Here is a 16,419-nt window from a genome sequence, read left to right as displayed (position 1 = left end):
CGTGACCACCGAATCCACCGCATTTGCCACTCTGCCGCTGTCCAACGCCATGCTGGCCAACCTGGACGCTCTCGGCTATGCCGCGATGACGCCGATCCAGGCCCAAAGCCTGCCGGTCATCCTCCGGGGCCAGGACCTGATTGCCCAAGCCAAGACCGGCAGCGGCAAGACCGCCGCCTTCGGCATCGGCCTGCTCAACCTGATCAACCCGCGCTATTTCGGCTGCCAGGCGCTGGTCCTGTGCCCGACCCGCGAGCTTGCCGACCAGGTCGCCAAGGAACTGCGCCGCCTGGCCCGGGCCGAAGACAACATCAAGATCCTGACCCTCTGCGGCGGCGTTTCGCTCGGCCCGCAGATCGCCTCGCTGGAGCACGGCGCACACATCATCGTCGGCACCCCCGGCCGTGTGCAGCAGCATCTGGACAAGGGCACCCTGGTGCTCGACGGGCTCAACACGCTGGTCCTCGACGAAGCTGACCGCATGCTCGACATGGGCTTCTTCGATGCCATCGCCAGCATCATCGGCAAGACCCCGTCGCGCCGCCAGACCCTGCTGTTCTCTGCGACCTACCCGAGTGGTATCGAGCAACTGGCCGCCGACTTCATGCGCAAGCCGCAACAGGTCAAGGTCGAAGCGTTGCACAGCGATACGCAGATCGAGCAGAGCTTCATCGAAATCGACGCCGAGCAGCGCCTCGAGGCGTTGACCCGCGTGCTTGCCCACTACCGCCCAGCGTCGTGCGTAGCGTTCTGCTTCACCAAGCAGCAGTGCGAGGACGTGGTCGCCCACCTGACCGCCAAGGGCATCGTTGCCCAGGCCCTGCACGGTGACCTGGAGCAGCGTGATCGCGATCAGGTGCTGGCGATGTTCTCTAACCGCAGCAGTTCGGTACTGGTTGCCACCGACGTGGCCGCCCGCGGCCTGGACATCGACGGCCTGGACATGGTGATCAACGTCGAGCTGGCGCGTGATGCCGAGATTCACGTGCACCGCGTCGGCCGTACCGGTCGTGCGGGTGAGAAAGGCGTGGCCGTCAGCCTGGTGGCGCCGGCCGAGGGCCATCGTGCCCAGGCCATCGAGCAGCTGCAGAAGCGCCCACTGCGCTGGGAGCAGCTCGACAACCTGAAGAGCAAGGGCGGCGAGCCGCTGCTGCCGGTGATGGCGACCCTGTGCATCGGTGCCGGGCGCAAAGACAAGCTGCGCCCGGGCGATATCCTCGGCGCGCTGACCGGCGATGCCGGCATTCCCGGCAAGCAGGTGGGCAAGATTGCCATCTTCGACTTCCAGGCCTTTGTCGCGGTGGAGCGGGCGTTGGCCAAGCAGGCCATGCAGCGGCTCAACAGCGGCAAGATCAAGGGCCGTTCGTTGAAGGTGCGCATCCTCTGAGCCCCCTGGGGCCGCTTTGCGGCCCATCGCGACACAAGGCCGCTCCCCCAGGCATCGCGCCCATCAAGGGTGTTGCGCAACCTCTGTGGGAGCGGCCTTGTGTCGCGAAAGGGCTGCTAAGCAGCCCCAATTCCCTATTTGCAGCCCTCAAGAGGTAACTTCGTGCACTCCACCGACGTGATCATCCTCGGCGCCGGCGCCGCCGGCCTGATGTGCGCTCAACTCAGCGCTCGCCGTGGCCGCCGGGTACTGATGCTCGACCACGCCAACAAACCGGGCAAGAAGATCCTCATGTCCGGCGGCGGGCGCTGCAACTTCACCAACATGTACACCGAGCCGGCCAACTTCCTCTCGCACAACCCGCACTTCTGCAAATCGGCGCTGGCCCGCTACACCCAGTGGGACTTCATCGAGCTGGTGAGCAAGCACGGCGTGGCCTACCACGAGAAAAAGCTCGGCCAGCTGTTCTGCGACAACAAGGCCAGCGACATCCTCGACATGCTCCTTGCCGAATGCGCTGCCGCAGGCGCCGAGCTGCGCATGCAGACCAGCATCGAGACCATCGACAAGCACGAGCACGGTTATGTCCTGCACACCAGTGCCGGCCTGTTCGCCTGTCAGTCGCTGGTGATCGCCACCGGCGGCCTGTCGATCCCGACCCTGGGTGCCACCGGCTTCGGTTACCAGGTCGCCCGCCAGTTCGGCCACACCCTGCTGCCGACGCGCGCCGGCCTGGTGCCGTTCACCATTACCGAGCCCCAGCTCAAGGCGCTCTGCACGGAGCTTTCCGGCACCTCGCTGGACTGCACCGCCAGCTGCAACGGCAGTGCCTTCCGGGAAAACCTGCTGTTTACGCACCGCGGCCTGAGTGGCCCGGCGATCTTGCAGATTTCCTCGTTCTGGGAGGCCGGCGACACCGTCGAGATCAACCTGCTGCCAGACCGTGATGCGCTCGACTGGCTGCAACAGCAGCAGGTCGAACGCGCCAACAGCGAACTGAAAACCGTGCTTGGCGAGGTATTCACCCGCAAGCTGGCCAACCTGCTGGCTGATCAGTGGTTCGTCTCCAAGCCGATGAAGCAGTACACACCGGCGGAGTTGACGCAGATCGCCGACAAACTCTCGGCCTGGCAGGTGGTCCCGGCAGGTACCGAAGGCTACCGCACGGCCGAAGTGACCCTGGGTGGGGTGGATACGCGCGAAGTCTCGTCGAAGACCATGGAGTCGCTGAAGAGCCCTGGGCTGTACTTCATCGGCGAAGTGCTCGACGTCAGCGGACATCTGGGCGGATTTAATTTCCAGTGGGCCTGGGCCTCCGCCAACGCCGCCGCGCAGTTCGTGTAATGTAGAATCCTTTCAGCACGGAACGCTTCTTGCTGGTTTCGTGTTAGAGATGCCGTGAAGGGCCGCGCAGCGAATCCAGGTTCAGCGCTACCCCTGTAGGAGCGGGCTTGCCCCGCGAAGGGCCGCGCAGCGGACCCCGGCCACGGCACTCACTGAAAGGTTCTCATTCGATCACTGCCAGCAGGCCATCATGTCATCGAGCTCGTTCCGCCATTCTCTGCGTCGCCTATGGGGTCAAGACAAGTTCAGTTACAGCATCCGGGTAACCATCGCCCTCACCGGCAGCATGGCCCTGTGCTGGTATCAGGATGAAATGAAGCTGCTGATCCCGCTGTTCCTGGGGATCATCGCCAGCGCCCTGGCCGAAACCGACGATGGCTGGCAGGGCCGGCTCAGCGCCTTGCTGGTGACGCTGGGCTGTTTTGCCATCGCTGCGCTGTCGGTAGAGCTGCTGTTCCCCTACCCCTGGATTTTTGCGATTTCAATGGCCTTGGCCGCATTCGGGCTGACCATGCTCGGGGCGCTGGGCGAGCGCTACGGGGCAATCGCTTCGGCGACCCTGATCCTCTCCGTGTACACCATGATCGGCGTCGACCAGCGCGGCGGCGAGGTCACCGATTTCTGGCACGAACCCATGCTGCTGGTGGCCGGCGCCGCCTGGTACGGCCTGCTCTCGGTACTCTGGCAGCTGTTGTTTTCCAACCAGCCGGTGCAGCAGAGCCTGGCCAAGCTGTTCTACGAACTGGGCCGCTACCTCAAGCTCAAGGCCAACCTGTTCGAGCCGATCCGCAACCTCGAGGTCGAGGCCCGCCGCCTGGAGCTGGCCCAGCAGAACGGCAAGGTGGTCGCGGCGCTCAATGCCGCCAAGGAAATCATCCTGCACCGGGTCGGCAACAGCCAGCCCAACTCCAAGGTCAGTCGCTACCTCAAGCTGTACTTCCTGGCTCAGGACATCCATGAGCGGGTTAGCGCTTCGCACTATCCGTACAATGCCTTGGCCGAGGCGTTCTTCCATAGCGACGTGATGTTCCGTTGCCAGCGCTTGTTGCGTCAGCAGGGCTCGGCGTGCCAGCAATTGGCCGAATCGATCCGCATGCGCCAGCCGTTCGTCTACGGCACCGGCTTTGCCGAAGCCCTGGAAGACCTGCACGCCTCCCTCGAACACCTGCGCATCCAGAGCAATCCGGCCTGGCGCAGCCTGCTGCGCTCATTGCGTGCGTTGGCCGGCAACCTGGCCACGCTCGATCGCCTGCTCGGCGCTGCAAGCAACCCGGACGGCCTCGCCGACGCCAGCGACAGTAGCCTGCTCGACCGCTCGCCACGCAACTTCAAGGATGTCTGGAGCCGCCTGCGCACCCAGCTGACCCCCACCTCGCTGCTGTTCCGGCATGCCCTGCGTCTGCCGCTGGCGCTGTCGATCGGCTATGGCATGGTGCACCTGATCCACCCGACCCAAGGCTACTGGATCATCCTCACCACGCTGTTCGTCTGCCAGCCCAACTACGGCGCGACCCGGCGCAAGCTGGTGCAGCGGATCTTCGGCACGGCAATCGGCCTGACGGTCGGCTGGGCGCTGTTCGATCTGTTCCCCAACCCGATCATCCAGTCGATGTTCGCGGTGGTGGCCGGGGTGGTGTTCTTCGTCAACCGTACCACCCGCTACACCTTGGCCACGGCGGCGATCACCCTGATGGTGCTGTTCTGCTTCAACCAGATCGGCGACGGCTACGGGCTGTTCCTGCCGCGCCTGTTCGATACCCTGGTCGGCAGCCTGATCGCGATTCTGGCGGTGTTCCTGTTCCTGCCCGACTGGCAGGGGCGACGCCTGAACAAGGTACTGGCCAACACCCTGACCTGCGCCAGCGCCTACTTGCGCCAGATCATGCAGCAGTACGCCCACGGCAAGCGCGACGACCTCGCCTACCGCCTGGCGCGGCGTAACGCGCACAACGCCGACGCGGCGCTGTCGACAACCCTGGCCAACATGCTCATGGAGCCGGGGCATTTCCGTAAGGAGGCCGATGTCGGCTTCCGCTTCCTGGTGCTCTCGCACACCCTGCTCAGCTACCTCTCGGGGCTCGGAGCACACCGCGACGTAGCACTGCCGAGCGAGGTCCACGAGCAATTGATCGATGGCGCCGGCAGCAGCCTGGCGAAGAGCCTGGAAGAAATCGCCAACGGGCTGGCGGCGCGCTTGCCCGTAGCGATCCACAGCGATGAGGAAGAGGCCTTGGCCGCGGCGCTGGAACAGATGCCCGAAGAGCTCGACGAGCACCAGCGACTGGTGCAAACACAGCTGGCGTTGATCTGCCGTCAGCTGGGGCCGTTGCGGACCATGGCCGCGCACCTGATCAAGGAAGGTACGCCACCGGCGACCGCCTAGGCGGCAGTCACGGGTAGCCCAGCACCTCACGAATGCTGCGCAGGTGCTGGGTGATCCACTGTTTGTCGATCGCGCCCCAGTCATGGATGCGGTAGTGCCCGGCATGGTTGCGTGCGCCGGTTTCCTGCTCGAACTCGCAGACGATATCCAGGTCGGCCAGCGCGGCGATGGTGTCCTGGGCGGTGCGCCGCGGCATGCCGGTGGCTTCCATCAGCGCCGGCACACTGCTGGCGGTCTGGCTGTCGATCAGCCAGGCCACGTACAGGCGGCGGTAGAAACTGCTCTTGGTCTTGCTCACATCCATGCTGGTGGATCCTCAGGTAGTGCCCGGCAGTTCCCGGTAGGTCAGGTACACACGCAGGTCGAACTCCAGTTGGTGGTAGTCCGGCTCCATGTGCTGGCAGAGTTGGTAGAACGCCTTGTTATGGTCGCGTTCCTTGAGGTGGGCAAGCTCATGTACGACGATCATGCGCAGAAACTGCGGCGCGGCGTCCTTGAACAACGCCGCGATACGAATCTCTTTTTTCGCCTTGAGCTTGCCGCCCTGCACCCGCGACACCGCGGTATTGAGCCCGAGGGCGCGGTGGGTGAGGTCCAGGCGGTTGTCGAAGAGGACTTTGTCCAGGTTCGGCGCGCTGCGCAGGTAGGCCTGTTTCAGCTCTTGGGCATAGAGGTACAGCGCCTTGTCGTTCTGCACCTCATGCCGCGCCGGATAGCGCTGGCGCAAGTACTCGCCCAGACGATCACTGGCGATCATCTGGCGTACCTGTTCTTGCAGGTGCGGGGGGTAGGCTTGCAGATAGCGTAGGTCGGTCATGGCACGGCGTTCGATGAAAGCAACCGCGATTCTAGCCAATCACGACCATGGCCAGGGGAAATTCGCCGCAAACCCGCTCGCATCGGCAGCGGTCATCGGCCTGGCCACCAGAAAGCCTTGCACATAGGCGCAGCCGTTAGCCCTGAGCCAGGCTGCCTGGGCCGGCGTCTCGACGCCCTCGGCGATCACCGTGATGGCATAGTCTGCGCACAAGCCGATGACACTGCGCACCAGCGCGGCGTCCACGGCCGAGTCGGGTAGCCGCGCGACCAGGTGACGATCGAGCTTGAGCGTATCGATGGGCAGGTCGCGGATCATGCGCAGCGAACAATCGCCCGCGCCGAAGTCGTCCAGCGCCACCCGCACGCCCAGCTCGCGCAAACGATTGACCTGTTTCACCGCCGCGTCGATGTTGTACATCAGCGAGGTCTCCGCCACCTCGACCTCCAGTTGCGAAGGGTGCAGCCCATGCGCGCGAATCACCGCCTGCAACTCATCGACCAGGTTGGGCATGGCGAACTGGATACGGCTCAGGCTGATACCCAGCACCAAGTCGTCGGCAAACCCCTCGCACCAGGCCCGACGCTGGGCAGCGCTCTTGTCGTAGATCCAACTGGAGAGCCGGCTGATCAGCCGGGTCTCCTCCAGCAGCGGGATGAACAACGCTGGCGGCACATCGCCGACGCTGGGGTGCTGCCAACGCAGCAGCGCCTCAAACCCGCGCAGCCGACCATCGGCAAAAGCGACCTGAGGCTGGAACACCAGATTGAAATCCTTCTGTTCGATGGCTGCCCGTACGCCGTCTTCGAGCATAAGGCGCGAGCGCGCGCGACCATTGAGCTCCTGGTCATAAAAGCGGTATTGCTGACGCCCGGCCTGCTTGGCCGCGTACATCGCGGTATCGGCCGCGCGCAGCAGGCCCTCGACCGCCCCGCCACAATCGGGGTAGGTAGCGATGCCGATGCTGACGCCCAGGCAGACATCCACCCCTTCCACCTGATGAGAAATCGACAGACGCTCGATCACTTGCTCGGCGAAGCGTCCAGCCTGTTCGGGGTAAGGCAGGCCGTCGAACAGCGCGGTAAATTCATCGCCGCCCATCCGCGCCAGCAACGCCTCGCTGCCCAGGCACTCTTTGAGCTGGTCGCTTACCCAGCGCAGCACCTGGTCTCCGGCTTCGTGGCCGAGTGAGTCGTTGATCCGTTTGAAGCCATCGAGGTCCATGTACATCAGGGCCTGGACCTTGTCCGAGCGTTCGCTGCGCAGCAGCGCGCTTTCTGCCGCCTGGTAGAAACCGCGTCGATTGAGCAGGCCGGTGAGCGGATCGGTTACCGCCTGGTATTCCAGTTGCTGGTGCAGATTACGCACCGCTGACATGTCCAGTACGGTCATCACCATCGCCCGCTGCTCGGCAGGCAAGGGTGCGCACGACAAGGCGACGGGCACCAGTTGGCCGCCGAGCGTGCGCAGTTGAGCGTCGTGCACACGAAAGATCTGCCGGGCGAGATACGCTTGGTAGAAATCCGATTCGCGCCACAGGGTAGCGCTCGACAGCTGAATCAAGTCGAGCACATTCGCGCCCTGCAACTTATCCACAGGGGTGTCGAGCAGGCGCGAGATAGCCGGGTTGGCAAAGCTGATGATGCCACCTTCGTCGACCACCAGAATACCTTCGGCGGCGTTCTCCAGGATTGACGCATTGAACGCCCTGGAGGCCTCCAGCTCACGGGTCAGGCGTTGCAGCATGCGCCGGTTGCGCTGCTGTTCGAGCAATGCCTGGACCTTGGGCTTGAGCACCTGCGGGTCGAACGGTTTGAACAGGTAGTCCACCGCACCGGCGGCGTAGCCTTTGAGTACCGCGGCCTGCGACTGCTCGTTGGCGGTGAGGAAGATGATCGGGGTCAGCCGCGTACGCTGGCTGCCGCGCATCAGGCGGGCCACTTCAAAGCCGTCCATTTCCGGCATCTGCACATCCAGCAGAACCAGGTCGACTTCGTGCTGCAGGAGCTTGTTCAGGGCTTCCATCCCGGAGCATGCGGTCAGTACCTGCCAATCCTGGCGTGCGAGCAGCGCGCGCATGCTGATCAGGCTTTCTGGGTAATCGTCGACAACCAGCAGGACGGATTTGCCATCCGAGGCGTTGGGTTGAGCTTCATCCATGTTGCTTCTCGTGTAGGAGCGACTGCCAGTAGCGGTTGAATCCAATTCTTTACTCTAGTCGGGGGTTGGCATGGCGCAATGCAATCAGAACGCTATCAGCCAATATATTTTTGATGCGGCGACTGACGGTAGGGTCTTCTTAGGAATGCAGGTTCCCTCGCTCCGGTCTACTGAGGTCGCGAAGTTACGGGCGGCGTCTGGGTTGTCGTTGTTTTTGATAGTGGCATGGGTGGTGGATATTCGGGCCTCTTCGCGGGGCAAGTCGGATCGCCGCACCGCCGCCCCTACAGGATCTGCGCAGATTTTGAATTCGGCGCTGTACCTGTAGGAGCGGGCTTGTCCCGCGAAGAGGCCGGTACTGCCAATGCAAATCGCAGGGCGCAGCCCTGCCAGCCACCCCACAAATCCGCTGGTAGATAAACAAAGCGAGAGCGCAGCGATTCGCCAGCCGTTGCCCTGGCTGTTGATCTTGCTCTTGATCTACCAGCGACTTCAGGAGGCCGAGTGGAGGTCTTGCGCAGGGAGGTGGAGGCCATGGATGGCCGGAAAGCGCTGAGGCCCAGTATGGGCCGTACAGCGCGGTCCTCCCGGAGCAAGACCGGAGCGAGGGAACCCGTAGCGCAGCGAAGGGCCGGATGCAGGAGCAAGCGGTTTTTGGTTACTTTTTTCCAAGAAAAAAAGTGACCCACCGTAAGGGCGGAAGGGGCCAGCAGCAGCACCCCATCAAATGGATAAGCCCCCAACCTAAAAGCCCCAAAACCACAACCAGCCCCTCCCCCCAACAATTCGTGAAGAAAAAAAACCCGCATCTCTGCGGGTTTTTATTAAGCGCCTAACGACTCAAAGATCAGTTGATCTTGGCCGCCAGCTCACCTTTGGCATAACGCTGGAACATGCCTTCCAGGGAGATCGGCTTGATCTTCGAAGCATTACCCGCAGTACCGAAGGCTTCATAACGAGCGATACACACATCACGCATCGCCTTGACCGTTTCGCCAAAGAACTTGCGTGGGTCGAACTCGCTCGGGTTGGTCGCCATCAGGCGGCGCATGGCACCCGTCGAGGCCAGACGCAGGTCGGTATCGATGTTGACCTTGCGCACACCGAACTTGATACCTTCGACGATTTCTTCAACCGGTACGCCGTAGGTCTCTTTGATGTCGCCGCCGTACTGGTTGATGATCGCCAGCCACTCTTGCGGTACCGAGGAAGAACCGTGCATCACCAGGTGGGTGTTGGGGATGCGCTTGTGGATTTCCTTGATACGGTCGATCGCCAGGACGTCACCGGTAGGTGGCTTGGTGAACTTGTAGGCACCGTGGCTGGTGCCGATGGCGATGGCCAGGGCATCGACCTGGGTCTTCTTGACGAAGTCGGCAGCCTCTTCCGGATCGGTCAGCATCTGGCTGTGATCCAGCACGCCTTCGGCGCCGATACCGTCTTCTTCACCGGCCATGCCGGTTTCCAGCGAACCCAGGCAGCCCAGCTCGCCTTCTACCGAAACGCCGCAAGCGTGAGCCATGGCCACGGTCTGCTGAGTGACACGCACGTTGTACTCGTAGTCGGTCGGAGTCTTGCCGTCTTCGCCAAGCGAGCCGTCCATCATTACCGAGCTGAAGCCCAGCTGGATCGAGCGCTGGCAGACGTCAGGGCTGGTGCCGTGGTCCTGGTGCATGCACACCGGGATGTGCGGGAATTCTTCGATCGCAGCCAGGATCAGGTGGCGCAGGAACGGCGCACCGGCGTATTTGCGAGCACCGGCCGAAGCCTGCACGATGACCGGAGAGTCGGTCTTGTCGGCGGCTTCCATGATGGCGCGCATCTGCTCGAGGTTGTTGACGTTGAAAGCTGGAACGCCGTAGCCGAACTCGGCGGCGTGGTCCAGCATCTGGCGCATGCTAATGAGTGCCATTGTGTATCTCTCTCCCGACAAGCGTCGTTGTTTCGTGCAAGCCTGCCGCAGGGGCGGTTGCTGTTCAAGTTGTGTGGGCCACCATGGCGGCCCGGCCAGTCACGGTGCCTTGCAGCCCCGCCCAATCAGATCGTTGGTCGCCACCCAGTACACCAGGCCTTCTTCGCCCTTGGTGTGCAAGGCCAGCACTCCGTCGCTGTACAACGCGCCAGAGGAACCCGGCTCGGACTTGAGCCGGTAAACCTGGTCGCCGCCGCCAAGACGGACGTCGACCGAATCCTGCGCGGTATCGGCAAACCGCCAGAGTAGCTCGGTCTGCGTATCACAGACCCAGCGCGTCCAGTCGTCGGTCGCCGGGGTCTGCGCGGGGCGCAAGCTTGCGCATCCTGCCAATGTCGCCAGGGCCATCAAGGCCAGCAGCGCTTTCATTGAATATCCTCTAGCTGACCACTCAGCCGCCGCTTGGTTGCCGCGCGCCGATGAAGCGCAGGTTTCAAGGGCAACCCGGCGCCTTGCGCTGGTGCTCGTCGTCATACTTTTCCAGGCCTTCTGGCCCCAGGCGCTTGTTGATCACCGGCACCGTCTCGGCTTGCCATTGAGACTGGTAGCAGCCGCCTTGAGGCTCGTGCGGCTCGGCATCGGTGGCCGGGCCGCCGGAGCAAGCCCCGAGCAGACCAGCCACGATAATCACAGGCAATTGCTTGACCATCCGGCCGCTCCCTTTGCCATGCGCCTTCATGCTCAGGCCTTGGCTCGCGCTTCCAGGATCTCCACGGCGGGCAGGACCTTGCCCTCGACGAACTCGAGGAACGCGCCGCCACCGGTAGAAATGTAGGAGATATCGCCGGCTACGCCATATTTATCGATGGCCGCCAGGGTATCGCCGCCGCCCGCAATGGAGAAGGCTTCGCTCTGGGCAATGGCCTTGGCCAGTACCTGGGTGCCGTTGCCGAACTGGTCGAACTCGAACACGCCGACCGGACCGTTCCACAGGATGGTCTTGGACGACTTCAGGCGCTCAGCGAACTGCGCGGCGGTTTGCGGACCGATGTCGAGGATCATGTCATCGTCAGCAACGTCAGCGATCAGCTTGACGGTTGCCACGGCGCTCTCGGCGAACTCCTTGGCTACCACCACGTCGACCGGCAGCGGTACGTCGACCTTGGCTGCGATGGACTTGGCAGTGTCGATCAGGTCAGGCTCGTAAAGCGACTTGCCGACTTTGTGGCCGGCTGCGGCGAGGAAGGTGTTGGCAATGCCGCCACCGACGATCAGCAGGTCGCAGACCGTGCTCAGGCTGTTCAGCACATCGAGCTTGGTCGACACCTTGGAGCCGGCAACAATGGCGGCCATCGGCTTGGCTGGGGCTTTCAGGGCCTTGCCCAGGGCGTCCAGCTCGGCCGCCAGCAGCGGGCCCGCTGCAGCGATCTTGGCGAACTTGGCGACACCGTGGGTCGAGCCTTCGGCACGGTGAGCGGTGCCAAATGCGTCCATGACGAACACGTCGCAGAGGGCAGCATACTGCTGGGCCAGCTCATCGGCGTTCTTCTTCTCGCCCTTGTTGAAGCGTACGTTCTCGAACAGCACCAGCTCACCGGCCTGAACCTGAACGCCGTCCAGGTAGTCGGCGACCAGCGGTACGTCGCGGCCCAGCGCCTTGCTCAGGTAGTCGGCAACGGGCTTGAGGCTGTTCTCGGCAGAGAACTCGCCCTCGGTCGGGCGACCCAAATGCGAGCAGACCATTACCGCAGCACCTTTTTCCAGGGCCAGCTTGATGGTCGGCAGCGCAGCCAGGATACGCGCATCGCTGGCTACCACACCGTCCTTGACAGGCACGTTGAGGTCTTCGCGAATCAGTACGCGCTTACCTTGCAGGTCGAGGTCGGTCATCTTCAACACGGTCATGAATGCAGTCCTTCAGGGCTGTTTGATGCGGGTTTGGTGAACGACGTGCAGGTAATGACCAGCAACGTCGAGCATGCGGTTGGCGAACCCCCATTCGTTGTCGAACCATGCCAGCAGGTTCACCAGGCGAGGGCCGGAAACGCGGGTCTGGCTGGCATCGACGATGGCCGAATGCGGGTCATGGTTGAAATCGCAGCTGGCGTGCGGCAGCTCAGTGTAGGCCAGCAGGCCTTGCAGCGGGCCGCTCAGCGCGGCGTCACGGAGGATTTGATTGACCTCGACCGCCGTGGTGTCGCGGGCGGTCTGCAAGGTGATGTCCAGGCACGACACGTTGACGGTCGGCACGCGTACGGCTTTGGCCTGAATTCGCCCGGCAAGTTCCGGAAGCAGGCGTTCGATGCCACGGGCAAGGCCGGTGGACACCGGAATCACTGACTGGAACGCCGAACGGGTGCGACGCAGATCCTCGTGGTGATAGGCGTCGATCACCGGCTGGTCGTTCATGGCCGAGTGGATCGTGGTGATCGACACGTATTCGATGCCGAACGCCTGGTCCAGCACGCGCAACAGCGGCACGCCGCAGTTGGTGGTGCAGGAGGCGTTGGATACCAGTCGCTCGGCGCCGGTCAGGCAATCCTGGTTGATGCCGTAGACCACCGTCGCATCGACGTCGGCCTCGCTGGCCATCGGCTGCGAGAACAGCACCCGGGGCGCGCCGGCATCGAGGAAGCGCTGGCCATCGGCGCGGGTGTTATAGGCCCCGGAGCATTCCAGCACCAGGTCGACGTCCAGCGCGGCCCAGTCGATGCCCTCGGGCGTGGCGCTGCGCAAGACCTGCACGCAGTCGCCATTGATATGCAGACAATCGCCGTCGACCCTGACCTCGCCGGGGAAACGCCCGTGGGTGGAGTCGAAGCGTGTCAGGTATTCCAGGCTGGCCTGATCGGCCAGGTCATTCAGTGCGACGATTTCGAAGCCAGCCTTCGCCCCACGCTCGACCAGTGCGCGCAGGACACAGCGGCCGATGCGGCCATAACCGTTGAGTGCAACTTTGTAGGGGCGTGAGTGGGGCATTCAAAACTCGCTAACACATGATGGCTATTGGGGCCGCTGAGCAGCCCATCGCAACACAAGGCCGCTCCCACAGCGTCCGCGCAACGCAGATCCTGTGGGAGCGGCCTTGTGTCGCGATGGAGGGCAACGCCCTCCCTTGCGCGACCAGGGCGGGCATCGCTGCCCGCCCATTCTCATCAGTCTTCCAGCAGCTCTTCAGCAGTTCCCAGGATGTTCTCCAGGGTGAAGCCGAACTCCTCGAACAGCGCCGAGGCCGGCGCCGACTCGCCGTAGGTGGTCATGCCGATGACGCGACCTTCGAGGCCGACGTACTTGTACCAGAAGTCAGCATGGGCAGCTTCGATGGCGATGCGGGCACCGACTTCCAGCGGCAGCACCGACTGCTTGTAACCGGCGTCCTGGGCATCGAACACGCTGGTGCTCGGCATCGACACGACGCGGACCTTGCGGCCCTGCTCGGTCAGCTTGTCGAACGCCTGCACGGCCAGGCCGACTTCGGAGCCGGTGGCAATCAGGATCAGTTCTGGCTCGCCAGCGCAGTCCTTGAGCACATAACCACCACGCGCGATGTCAGCGATCTGCTGAGCGTCGCGGTGCTGGTGCTGCAGGTTCTGCCGCGAGAAGATCAGCGCCGATGGGCCGTCCTTGCGCTCCAGCGCAGACTTCCACGACACCGCCGACTCGACCGCATCGGCCGGGCGCCAGGTGTCCAGGTTCGGCGTGCTGCGCAGGCTGGTCAGCTGCTCGATCGGCTGGTGGGTCGGGCCGTCTTCGCCCAGGCCGATGGAGTCGTGGGTGTAGACGTGGATCACGCGCTGCTTCATCAGTGCCGACATGCGCACCGCATTACGGGCGTATTCCATGAACATCAGGAAGGTCGCGCCGTAAGGCACCAGGCCGCCGTGCAGGGCAACGCCGTTCATGATCGCGGTCATGCCGAACTCACGCACGCCGTAGAACACGTAGTTGCCGCTGGCATCGTTGGCTTCGACGCCCTTGCAGCCCTTCCACAGGGTAAGGTTGGAGCCGGCGAGGTCGGCCGAACCACCGAGGAACTCGGGCAGCAGCGGGCCGAAGGCGTTCAGGGTGTTCTGGCTGGCCTTGCGGCTGGCGATGGTTTCACCCTTGGCGGCGACTTCATTGATGTAGGCCTGGGCCTTTTCAGCGAAGTCGGCCGGCAGCTCGCCGCTGTCACGGCGCTTGAACTCGGCAGCCAGCTCCGGGTAGGCCTTGGCGTAGGCATCGAAGCGCTGGTTCCAGTCGGCTTCGGCCTTGGCACCGGCGGCCTTGGCGTCCCACTCGGCATAGATGTCGGCAGGGATTTCGAACGGGCCGTGGTTCCAGTTCAGTTCTTTGCGGGCCAGGGCGATTTCGTCATTGCCCAGCGGCGCGCCGTGGCAGTCTTCCTTGCCCTGCTTGTTCGGCGAGCCGAAACCGATGATGGTCTTGCAGCAGATCAGGGTCGGACGGTCGCTCTTGCGCGCGGTCTCGATGGCCATCTTGATTTCTTCGGCATCGTGGCCGTCGACGTTGCGGATGACCTGCCAGTTGTAGGCTTCGAAGCGTGCCGGGGTGTTATCGGTGAACCAGCCGTGCACTTCGCCGTCGATGGAAATGCCGTTGTCGTCGTAGAAGGCGATCAGCTTGTTCAGGCCCAGGGTGCCGGCCAGCGAAGCGACTTCGTGCGAGATGCCTTCCATCATGCAGCCATCGCCGAGGAACACATAAGTGTTGTGGTCGACGATGTTGTGGCTGTCACGGTTGAACTGGGCGCTCAGGACTTTCTCGGCCAGCGCGAAGCCAACGGCGTTGGCCAGGCCTTGGCCCAATGGGCCGGTGGTGGTCTCGACGCCTGGGGTGTAGCCGAGTTCCGGGTGGCCCGGGGTACGGCTGTGCAGCTGACGGAAGCCCTTGAGGTCGTCGATCGACAGGTCGTAGCCGGTCAGGTGCAGCAGCGAATAGATCAGCATCGAGCCATGGCCGTTGGACAGCACGAAGCGGTCACGGTCGGCGAAGCTCGGGTTGCTCGGGTTGTGCTTCAGGTAGTCGCGCCACAGTACTTCGGCGATATCCGCCATGCCCATGGGGGCACCTGGGTGGCCGCTGTTAGCCTTTTGCACGGCATCCATGCTGAGGGCACGAATGGCGTTGGCACGATCACGACGGCTGGGCATCGCTAAGTCTCCTGGGGGGCTTGAATAAGTAATGAAGCGCAAAAAGGCGACCATTTTCGCCCACAGGCGCCCCGGGGGCAATGACGGATTTCCAGAGCTTCAAGCAATACGCTGCAAGTGGTAAGAAAAAGCAGATCAGTGGCACGCTCAGCGCCTGCGGCTAATAGCTTGAAACTTGCAGCTCATCAGCAATATCAAAACTTTTTGATATTGCTATTGCGAGGGCAACGATGCCTGTCTAGACTGCCGCGTCATGAACCTACGTGCGCAGTCCATTCCCCTTCAGCGAAGCGACGAGCTGGCAGCCTTGTGCAAAGCCGGCGGCGACGAGTTGCGCCTGAATGTATTGCGCGCCTTGGCCAGCGATTCGTTCGGCGTGCTGGAACTGGCACAGATCTTCGGTATCGGTCAGTCGGGCATGAGCCACCACCTCAAGGTGCTGGCCCAGGCCGAGCTGGTGGCGACACGGCGTGAAGGCAATGCCATTTTCTATCGCCGCGCCCTGCCCGACAGCCTGCGCCCGGGCGGCCGCCTGCATACGGCGCTGCTCGAAGAGGTCGACGACCTGGCCCTGTCCGACGATGTGCAAGCGCGCATCGCCGTGGTCCAGCAGCGCCGCGCGGCCACCAGCCAGGACTTTTTCCTGCGTGTGGAAGAAAAATTCCGCGCCCAGCAGGACCTCATCGCCGGCTTGCCGCAGTACCGCGAAAGCTTGCTGGCGCTGCTCGACAAGCTGAGCTTCGAGCCTGCCGCCAGCGCACTGGAAGTCGGCCCCGGCGACGGCGGTTTTCTGCCTGACCTGGCCCGGCGTTTTGCCCGCGTCACGGCCATGGACAACAGCCCGACCATGCTCGAGCTGGCCCGTCAGGTCTGCGAGCGCGAAGGCTTGAATAACGTAAACCTGCAGTTGGCCGATGCACTGAGTGCAACGGATGTGGAAGCCGACTGCGTAGTGCTGAACATGGTCCTGCACCATTTCAGCGATCCGGCCCTGGCCCTGCGCCTGTTGGCCAAACGGGTAAAGGCAGGCGGTAGCCTGCTGGTCACCGAGCTGTGCAGCCATGATCAGAGTTGGGCGCGGGATGCCTGCGGCGACCTCTGGCTGGGCTTCGAGCAGGATGACCTGGCCCGTTGGGCCCGGGTGGCAGGGCTGGCGCCCGGCGACAGCCTCTATGTGGGCTTGCGTAACGGTTTCCAGATTCAGGTCCGGCATTTCCAGCGGACGGCTGGCGACACTCAACATCGGTAAATTTTAGGAACCCG

General features: G+C 63.3%; 13 protein-coding genes. 4 read left to right on the top strand and 9 right to left on the bottom strand.

Going from position 1 to position 16,419, the window contains the following annotated elements; all coding sequences use genetic code 11:
- Position 1 precedes the first annotated feature (1 nt).
- The 3 genes from dbpA (at position 2) to yccS (ending at position 5,114) form a co-directional block, all read left to right on the top strand.
- A complete protein-coding gene (dbpA, locus tag J3B00_RS04600) occupies positions 2 to 1,387 on the top strand; it encodes an ATP-dependent RNA helicase DbpA (protein ID WP_209864614.1) in 1,386 nt (461 codons plus the stop codon).
- A gap of 162 nt (positions 1,388 to 1,549) precedes the next feature.
- Positions 1,550 to 2,731, top strand: a complete 1,182-nt coding sequence (locus J3B00_RS04595; protein ID WP_209864611.1) for an NAD(P)/FAD-dependent oxidoreductase — start codon at positions 1,550 to 1,552, stop codon at positions 2,729 to 2,731.
- A gap of 190 nt (positions 2,732 to 2,921) precedes the next feature.
- A complete protein-coding gene (gene yccS / locus J3B00_RS04590) occupies positions 2,922 to 5,114 on the top strand; it encodes a YccS family putative transporter (protein ID WP_209864608.1) in 2,193 nt (730 codons plus the stop codon).
- Positions 5,115 to 5,121: 7 nt separating this feature from the next.
- Here the strand turns inward: yccS and J3B00_RS04585 are convergent, their stop codons facing one another.
- The 9 genes from J3B00_RS04585 to tkt all read right to left on the bottom strand — a co-directional run bounded on the left by J3B00_RS04585 (position 5,122) and on the right by tkt (position 15,156).
- Positions 5,122 to 5,418, bottom strand: a complete 297-nt coding sequence (locus tag J3B00_RS04585; protein ID WP_209864604.1) for a winged helix-turn-helix domain-containing protein — start codon at positions 5,416 to 5,418, stop codon at positions 5,122 to 5,124.
- A 12-nt stretch (positions 5,419 to 5,430) separates the two neighbouring features.
- Complete coding sequence (locus tag J3B00_RS04580; RefSeq protein ID WP_209864601.1) at positions 5,431 to 5,931, bottom strand: M48 family metallopeptidase; 501 nt, start codon at positions 5,929 to 5,931, stop codon at positions 5,431 to 5,433.
- Positions 5,932 to 5,970: 39 nt separating this feature from the next.
- Positions 5,971 to 8,091 (bottom strand): EAL domain-containing protein, encoded by a 2,121-nt coding sequence (locus J3B00_RS04575; protein WP_209864598.1) that lies wholly within the window; start codon positions 8,089 to 8,091, stop codon positions 5,971 to 5,973.
- 847 nt (positions 8,092 to 8,938) lie between these two features.
- Positions 8,939 to 10,003, bottom strand: a complete 1,065-nt coding sequence (fba, locus tag J3B00_RS04570; protein ID WP_209864596.1) for a class II fructose-bisphosphate aldolase — start codon at positions 10,001 to 10,003, stop codon at positions 8,939 to 8,941.
- 99 nt (positions 10,004 to 10,102) lie between these two features.
- Entirely contained in the window at positions 10,103 to 10,432 is a 330-nt protein-coding gene (locus J3B00_RS04565; RefSeq protein ID WP_209864591.1) for an MliC family protein, read from the bottom strand.
- 64 nt (positions 10,433 to 10,496) lie between these two features.
- The gene (locus J3B00_RS04560) at positions 10,497 to 10,712 is read right to left on the bottom strand and encodes a hypothetical protein (RefSeq protein ID WP_209864589.1); all 216 of its coding nucleotides are present in this window, start codon (positions 10,710 to 10,712) and stop codon (positions 10,497 to 10,499) included.
- A 32-nt stretch (positions 10,713 to 10,744) separates the two neighbouring features.
- Complete coding sequence (locus J3B00_RS04555; protein WP_209864586.1) at positions 10,745 to 11,908, bottom strand: phosphoglycerate kinase; 1,164 nt, start codon at positions 11,906 to 11,908, stop codon at positions 10,745 to 10,747.
- Between the two features lie 12 nt (positions 11,909 to 11,920).
- Positions 11,921 to 12,982 carry an erythrose-4-phosphate dehydrogenase gene (epd, locus tag J3B00_RS04550; RefSeq protein WP_209864584.1) on the bottom strand — a complete coding sequence of 354 codons (1,062 nt, stop codon included), beginning with the start codon at positions 12,980 to 12,982 and terminating at the stop codon, positions 11,921 to 11,923.
- A gap of 176 nt (positions 12,983 to 13,158) precedes the next feature.
- Positions 13,159 to 15,156, bottom strand: a complete 1,998-nt coding sequence (gene tkt, locus J3B00_RS04545) for a transketolase (RefSeq protein WP_209864571.1) — start codon at positions 15,154 to 15,156, stop codon at positions 13,159 to 13,161.
- Between the two features lie 253 nt (positions 15,157 to 15,409).
- On the opposite strand from tkt, the gene J3B00_RS04540 reads away from it, so the two are divergent.
- A complete protein-coding gene (locus tag J3B00_RS04540) occupies positions 15,410 to 16,405 on the top strand; it encodes a metalloregulator ArsR/SmtB family transcription factor (protein ID WP_209864568.1) in 996 nt (331 codons plus the stop codon).
- The last annotated feature ends 14 nt before the right edge of the window (positions 16,406 to 16,419 follow it).

Source organism: Pseudomonas sp. BP8, from assembly GCF_017875955.1.
Taxonomy (GTDB): domain Bacteria; phylum Pseudomonadota; class Gammaproteobacteria; order Pseudomonadales; family Pseudomonadaceae; genus Aquipseudomonas.
The sequence above is the reverse complement of the archived record's forward strand: the minus strand, read 5'-3'. Positions and strand labels throughout refer to the sequence as shown.